The organism is Haladaptatus sp. (genome assembly GCF_049589095.1).
Taxonomy (GTDB): domain Archaea; phylum Halobacteriota; class Halobacteria; order Halobacteriales; family Haladaptataceae; genus Haladaptatus.
The window spans coordinates 1-6,146 of sequence record NZ_JBAWAC010000535.1 but is presented as its reverse complement, the minus strand read 5'-3'; the positions used below and the strand labels follow the sequence as shown (position 1 = coordinate 6,146).

Here is a 6,146-nt window from a genome sequence, read left to right as displayed (position 1 = left end):
CTGTATTCGGGACGTCGGAAGAGAATTGTTCGATTTGAATATAATTCGGCAGGCGGTCCAGACGACCGACCGGAATCGGACGACCTTTCCCCGCGCACGGCCGAACCGCGAACGTGAGCGTAGACACACCGGTTCGCGTCGAAGTGCATCCGGGCCGCGAGGCGGTCGTGGAGTTCGACCCCGACCTCACGTTCGAATGCGTCGATAGCTGTACGTGGTGCTGTCATCACGGCGTGATGCTGTACGACCGCGAGTACTTCGAGTTGGGCGAGCACGCCGATTTGAACGACGCGACGACGAGCTTTCGCGGCGAGGATTTCGTCCGCCGCGAGGCGAAAGACCACGACGAAACGGGCGAAGACGGCTGTGCCTGTCACTTTCTCCGCGGGGACGGACTCTGTGAGTTGCAGGCCGAAGACGGGTGGAAACCCGCGCGCTGTTTCGTCTACCCCGTCTCGATTCGCACGGAGGACGGGGAGATACGCGTCGATATCCGGGAATCGGCGTGGGATCACTGCGAGGGGATGAACGTCGGCGAGCGCAAAGTCATCGACCACCTCGACGCCTTTTTGCCCGAATATCTCTGGGACGTCGAGAATCCGGATTCGGCGCGGGAACTCTGACCCGAGAAATTTCGCTCTCCGGACCGAACCGTACCACAGTTCCGTTTCTATATATATTCGCATATTTTTGAATAATTGTAAATAATATGGATAGGGCTAGAAAAGATTTAACGTATTTATTATTGTTTAATATACTGTAAAGATGGAAATAAACAGCAGAAGAACCAAAATTGCGCTTGCGTTGATAGTCATCGCCGGTGGTATTCTCGCTGGTGTCGGAACGTGGGCGTTCTGGAGCGACACGGATTCGAGCACGGGTAACACGGTCGAAGCCGGAACGATGGACCTCGCAATTAACGGCAGCGCGAATGGCACAACGGAGGATTTCAACCTGGTCAACGCACAACCCGGTGACCAGGTGGCACACACGTACGCGCTGACGAACGAGGGCTCGACGGAGGCAGACCATCTCGAAATCGGTTTCAACTATACGGAAAACGATCTTCGTGCCGAACCGAACGACTCCGAGCTCGCCAACGAGTTGAACGCGTCCGAGACGGCGAGCCTCATTCGTGTTCAGACGATGCAGTACGAGAACCCGCAGGGGACCGTCCTCAACGACATCACGGCCAATGTGACGGACACGAATGGTAACGGGTACGTCGACCTTCAAGAGGTGAACGAACAGACGGACGTGCTCGACGATCTGCAAGCGCCCGCTCCGAACAGTTCGAGTACGACGTACTTCACTCTCGACCTCGAAGTCGCAAACGACAACGCTGCGTACTGGACCGGTGCCGATACGACCGGTAATCTAACCGGAGCCGACGAGGACGTGATGGCTGACGGCGTCGACATCGCGGTCAACTTCACGCTCAATCAGGACAGCAGTCAATAATCAGAATACCCAATACTTATTTTAAGTGTGATGTGGTCGTACTCAGATTGATGAGGTTCGTCCGTTCCTCCCGACTCGGTTGGATCGTTCTCGGAATCCTCCTACTCCCGATAGTCGGACAGATCCTGTTCACGCTGTTGCCCGGCGTGGGAAGCTACGTCGTCCTGAGTGGCAGTATGACGCCAACACTCAAGCCCGGGAGCGTGGTTTACACGTACGACTCGGGCCACTACGAATCCGGAGATGCGATCACCTTCGTGCAGAACGGTGAACTCGTCACTCACCGGATCATTCGGGAGACGAACGATGGATTCGTGACGAAAGGTGATGCTCGAACGTATCCGGATTCCTTCGTCGTCCATCGGGACCAAGTTCGTGGCGAAGTCGTCCTGTCGATTCCACTATACGGGTATCTGGTTCACCCGGTTTTCTCGCGTAGTGCGTATCTCTACGCGATCGTCCTTGGCGGCGTCCTTATCGGTAGTGCAGGCTATTTTTTCACCCAGATAGAATAGATTTTATTTCGGTGGAAAAGTAACAAATACCTGCGTTCCATAGTCGCTCAGAGTGACGATGAGGAAGTTATCGAGACGGAGCGCTCTCCAGCTATTCGCGGTCGGTGCCAGTTCGTGGGCGATGACGAAAGCGGGGACCGCGACATACGACGTTTCCGATTCGACGGATGGATCGACCGATGAGGGTGATCTCGATCTCAAACTTCAGGGTGGCGATGCCGACCGGATCCCTGCCGCGGGAGACTTCGTTCTCGGTTCCGGCGGTTCGTACACCCACCAAACGCAGCTCACGAACGACGGAAGCATCGGTGGCGAGTCGATCAGCCTCGGCGTATCGACGGTGACGTCCGACGAGGGGACGACGGAATCCGGCGAGTCGAACACGTCCACCGCCGACGGGGGCGAACTCGACGACGAACTACAGTTCAGGGCGTCCCTCGAACGGGACGGTACCTTACTCGGCTACTTCTTCGGTAGTAGCTCTTCGCTCGCGTCGTACAGCACGGTCGCCACACAACCCGACCAAACGATGCAGCTTTCTCCACCACTCGGTTCGACCCCGGTCGATTTCGTGTTCGAATTGGAGTATCCGACGGGGTCGACCGCCGCATACGGCGACCGCCTCGCCTTCGACCTCGATCTCACGTTGAATTCGCGCGTTTCCCCGGCCGGATGGAGCGACGTGGATACGACACGGGTATCGCTACAGGCCGGGGGTGGACAGACGTCCGATCCTACGATAACGACGCTCACACAACAGGAGTACAACTCGATCACGATGGAGCAGGCGTTCATCGCGCAGGGACTCGGCGGCGGACACGGGTCCGGGGTGACGGAGCACCGACTCGGTCCGACGGTCAACAACCCGAAGAACCGAGCGAACAAGGACTGGCAGAACAACGAAACTCGCCCGTTCACGCTCACTTACGATCCGCAATCCAACATCGCCACCTACAGTAATCAGGGCGTGAGCGACTTGACGTACGCACCGCCGGATACCGGACCGTACACCGACCTGCTCCTCGATGCGATCGCGCCAGCTTCGGCGACCACGCAGTTGAATAACATACGCTTCAACGGCAAACAACTCGGTCGAGACATCCAAGTCACGAACGGCGGTTCCGCGATCCGTGTGTCGAACGTTTCGCTCGAAGAGGGGTTCACGCTGCGAGGGAACGCCCGCATGCAGTGGTCGAAAAACAAACCGTCGCAAGATACCCAGTATTACCGGTTGCGGGTCGGTCGTGTAACGTCGAGTTCGAGCACGACCGGCAGTAATTCGGTCGAAAACAGTCCACAGTCGTTGGTTTTCGGGACGCGAAACGGACCGTATATCGTTCGGTAGGGAGAAGCGTGCCTCGCCAGTACCTGGGTGCCAAGCCCGTCGGGAAGGAGGCTATTTTTCACCGGCGAAGGCGGCTTCACGGAGTTCCTCGCCGCGTTCGGTTTCCACCTGAATGTCCGGCACCTCCGTGGGCCGTCCCTCGTCGTCCACCGCGACGAAGACGAAGTACGACTCGGTCGTCTGCTCGCGTTCGCCCGTCCGGGGTTCCTCGCGAAAGGCCCGGAGTTTCACCTTCACGCTCGTCCGTCCAGTGTCGTAGACGTACGACCGGATGACCGTGGTGTCCCCGACGGGAATCGGTCGTTGGAAGTCCATCTGATCCACGTTGGCGGTGACGCACGTCTCGCCCGCGAGGCGCATCGCCGACATCGCCCCGATTTCGTCCATCCACTTCATCACGATTCCCCCGTGGGCGGTCTCGTAGTTGTTGGCGTGGTTCGGTTGCACGCGTTCGCGGTTTTCGATGTAGGTGTCCATCAACGTCGGCATACACGTGGATTCCTCAAGCGAACCAATAGTCGTTGCGTGGTCGGTTTCGTATGATGGTACGCCGATGGTCACATCGGACGACTGATGACCGCCCACAGGCCGAACACGACGGCACCGCCGAGGAGGGTGCTCGCCACCGCGTGCATACGGAGTTCGTCGAGGAGGTGGTGTGCGTTGTCGCTCAACTGTGCGACTTCGTACACCTCGCCGCCGAGTTCACAGCGCGGGAGGAAGTCCATGGCGACGTGGAGGAAGACCCCGGCGGCGAACCCGAAGACGAAGCCGTTTATCGCGGGGTCCGAGGGGAGGTGGAGCAGCGCGGAGCTGATGGCGGCGATGCCGATTCCGGCGGCGGGGAGGAGCAGGACGGAGACGGATTTGCCACTCCCCCGAAGGCGGTGGGCCGCGACGTATCCGGCGGGACCCTTGTGCGAAACGATGGTGAGCCCGAGGAGCAGACCGAGGCCGGGCATGTTGCCGTAAACGAGTCCGACGATGGCCCCCGCGGCGAGCGAGTGGGCGGTCAATTCGATCGACGTGTGGTCGAGCGCGGTTTCGAGGTGCGTCGCCCGGTGACCGATGGTGTGGGCGCTGAACCCGGCGAGAATGCCGAAGGCGATACCGAAGCCGCCGAATTCGGCCTGATGGGAAATAGCGCTCGGGACGAGAAACACGGCGGCGCTGGTGATCATCGCGCCGCTCGCCAACCCGAACGCCCAGACGAGTTGCTTCGCGTGCATGGAGTCGTTCATACGGCCACCGAGGGCGGCACCGCCCGCCATGGCGGCGAACGCGACCCACGCGATGACGAGTACCTTCGAGAGATGAGCCACGATTCCGACTCCAGAGAGAACGACGAAGGCGACGAACCCGGCGAGACCCAGACGGGAAAGTCCTGACATTGTTATTAAAATTGTTCGTGGAGTTGTTAAGCCCGTCGGTCGCCCGCCGCAAAACAATTGCGGGGTGAAACCGGGAAAGGAAGCATGATGCCGAAGTCGGTGGAACCGTGACCGTTCGCGCACTCCGGTTCACGTGGCGGGACTGTCTGTTCGTCCACTGGCCGGTCGAGTCGGCCGCACTCGACAGCGCGGTTCCGGATTCGTTGGCGCTCGACACCTACGATGGCCAGGCGTGGGTCAGCGTCCTCGCATCGACCATCGAGAGCGCGCGAATACCCGGAACGCCCAGCGTCGTGGGGATGACGTTCCCCCAGATCAACTTTCGCACGTACGTCCGCCTGGGGAACGCGCCGGGCGTCTACTTTCTGAGCCTCGATACCGGCAGTCGAATCGCGGCCCGCGTGGCCCGAATGCTCTATCATCTCCCGTACTACTACGCCGACATCGCCAGCGAGACGGGAACGGAAAATCGAGTGCTGAGTCGGCGTGTTCACCCCGACACGCTCCCGGTCGAATTCGAGGCGACCTATCGCCCCGAAGAACCCGCGACCACTCCCGACTCCGGGACGCTCGATTACTTTCTGACCGAGCGCTATCGACTGTTCGTTCCGCAGGCCGGAATGACCGCCCGCGTCGAACACGACCCGTGGACCCTCCAACGAGCGGCGGCCAACGTGCGCGCCGATTCCCTGTTCGAAGCGAACACCCTTCCCGAACCCGAGACCGAGCCACGGGTTCGGTACTGCCCGAAGACGGAGTTTCACGTTCACACGCCGACCCGACTCGACTGACCACTTGACTCACTCTGACTGACCACCCGACTCGACTGACCACTTGACTCACTTCGACCGACCACCCGAATCGCTCCGACTGACCGACAGAATCACTCCCGCGTTGCTTTCCGCCACTCCTTCAGTCCGATGATTTTGCCGTCCACGTCCTCGGCGTTCGCGTCCGTCGCGGCCCAGACGAACAACTCGGCCACGTCCTCCGGGTCACGTCCCTTCCCGCCCATCATCTCGGTTCCGACGACGCCGGGGTCGATGCCGACGACTGGAACGTCGAGTTCCGCGGAGAACCCGCGAACCAACCCCTCGGTGGCGGCCTTCGACACGGCGTAGGAACCGTAGCCCGCGTGCGTTTCGTGCCCGATACTGCCGGTCGGGACGAGTATCCGAGCATCGTCGTTCAGGTGGGGGAGCGATTCCCGAATCGCCGCGTACACCCCACGGCAGTTCGTCCGGAGGGTGTCGTCGAAGGCGGCGTAGGATTCCATCGTCAGCGGCGTTTCGCCGGGCGTCCCGTGATACACTCCGGCGTTGGCGACGACCACGTCGATACCGTCGGTGCCGCTTCTCGCGGCGGTTTCCATCAGCCGCTCTACGTCGAATTCGTCACGTATGTCGGCGCGGAGACCCACCGCCTCCCCACCCT

Annotated in this window: 8 protein-coding genes; 5 read left to right on the top strand and 3 right to left on the bottom strand. The window is 60.4% G+C overall.

The window, feature by feature from the left end; all coding sequences use genetic code 11:
* The first annotated feature begins 113 nt into the window (after nt 1-113).
* From WBV42_RS16740 to WBV42_RS16725, 4 genes are all read left to right on the top strand, one after another.
* On the top strand, nt 114-623 hold the full coding sequence (locus WBV42_RS16740) for a hypothetical protein (protein WP_423987034.1): 510 nt from the start codon (nt 114-116) through the stop codon (nt 621-623).
* 142 nt (nt 624-765) lie between these two features.
* Entirely contained in the window at nt 766-1,461 is a 696-nt protein-coding gene (locus WBV42_RS16735) for a TasA family protein (protein WP_423987033.1), read from the top strand.
* Between the two features lie 50 nt (nt 1,462-1,511).
* A complete protein-coding gene (locus WBV42_RS16730; protein WP_423987032.1) occupies nt 1,512-1,976 on the top strand; it encodes a signal peptidase I in 465 nt (154 codons plus the stop codon).
* A gap of 121 nt (nt 1,977-2,097) precedes the next feature.
* Nucleotides 2,098-3,321, top strand: a complete 1,224-nt coding sequence (locus WBV42_RS16725; RefSeq protein ID WP_423987031.1) for a choice-of-anchor W domain-containing protein — start codon at nt 2,098-2,100, stop codon at nt 3,319-3,321.
* Nucleotides 3,322-3,372: 51 nt separating this feature from the next.
* Here WBV42_RS16725 and WBV42_RS16720 read toward each other — a convergent pair whose 3' ends face one another.
* Nucleotides 3,373-3,810, bottom strand: coding sequence for an acyl-CoA thioesterase (locus WBV42_RS16720; protein WP_423987030.1), 438 nt, complete (start codon nt 3,808-3,810; stop codon nt 3,373-3,375).
* Between the two features lie 68 nt (nt 3,811-3,878).
* On the bottom strand, nt 3,879-4,712 hold the full coding sequence (locus tag WBV42_RS16715) for a ZIP family metal transporter (RefSeq protein ID WP_423987029.1): 834 nt from the start codon (nt 4,710-4,712) through the stop codon (nt 3,879-3,881).
* 107 nt (nt 4,713-4,819) lie between these two features.
* Between WBV42_RS16715 and WBV42_RS16710 the strand changes: the two genes are divergently transcribed.
* On the top strand, nt 4,820-5,503 hold the full coding sequence (locus tag WBV42_RS16710; RefSeq protein ID WP_423987028.1) for a YqjF family protein: 684 nt from the start codon (nt 4,820-4,822) through the stop codon (nt 5,501-5,503).
* Between the two features lie 92 nt (nt 5,504-5,595).
* On the opposite strand, the gene WBV42_RS16705 is transcribed toward WBV42_RS16710, so the two are convergent.
* A partial coding sequence (locus tag WBV42_RS16705) for an SDR family oxidoreductase (RefSeq protein WP_423987027.1) occupies nt 5,596-6,146 on the bottom strand: 551 nt, incomplete at its 5' end.